The sequence below is a fragment of the Methylobacterium sp. J-092 genome (genome assembly GCF_022829325.1).
Lineage (GTDB): Bacteria > Pseudomonadota > Alphaproteobacteria > Rhizobiales > Beijerinckiaceae > Methylobacterium.
The window spans coordinates 1-738 of record NZ_JAKSXU010000219.1; the positions used below are offsets into that span (position 1 = coordinate 1).

Annotated in this window: 1 pseudogene; it reads right to left on the reverse strand. The window is 63.1% G+C overall.

The window, feature by feature from the left end:
• A pseudogene (locus MKK60_RS27630) lies at positions 1-738 on the reverse strand (IS3 family transposase); the annotation flags it as partial.

The following is a 738-nucleotide window of genomic DNA, read 5'->3' on the forward strand; positions in this document are numbered from 1 at the left end:
CGACGCCGGTGATCCAAGCTTGTACGGCCTTCGCAACGAACTCCGGTCCGTTATCCGAACGGATATGGCCAGGCACGCCACGCAGGATGAACAAGTCCGAGAGCACATCGATGACGTCGATCGCTTTCAGCTTGCGGGCGACCCGAATCGCCAGGCATTCATGGGTGAACTCATCGACCACATTGAGCATCCGGATCTTGCGTCCGTCATGCGTGCGGGCCTCGACGAAGTCGTACGACCACACGTGATTGCGGTGTTCCGGGCGAAGACGGACGCAGGAGCCGTCGTTGTCCCAGATCCGCCCCCGCTTGGGCTGCTTGGCCGGTACTTTCAGACCTTCACGCCGCCAAATCCGCTCGATGCGCTTGTCGTTGACGAACCACCCGGCCGCCTTCAGCAACGCGCTGATCTTGCGGTAGCCGTAGCGCCCGTACTTCTCGGCCAACGCCACGAGATCGGCCGTCAGCGCCTCTTCGTCGTCGCGGCCCTGCGGTACCTTGCGCTGTGTCGAGCGATGCTGTCCGAGCGCCCGACAAGCGCGACGCTCGGAGACGGGCATCGTCCGCATGATGTGCTCGACACAGACGCGTCGGCGCGCGGGGCTCGAGACGTCTTCCCCGTGACGCCTCCTGCGAGATCAGCTTGTCGAGGGTTAGATCCGCAATCGACTTTCGCAGCCGAGCATTCTTCGTCTCCAGAGCCTTCATCGCGCTGACCAGCTCGCGAATTGTTCGCCCC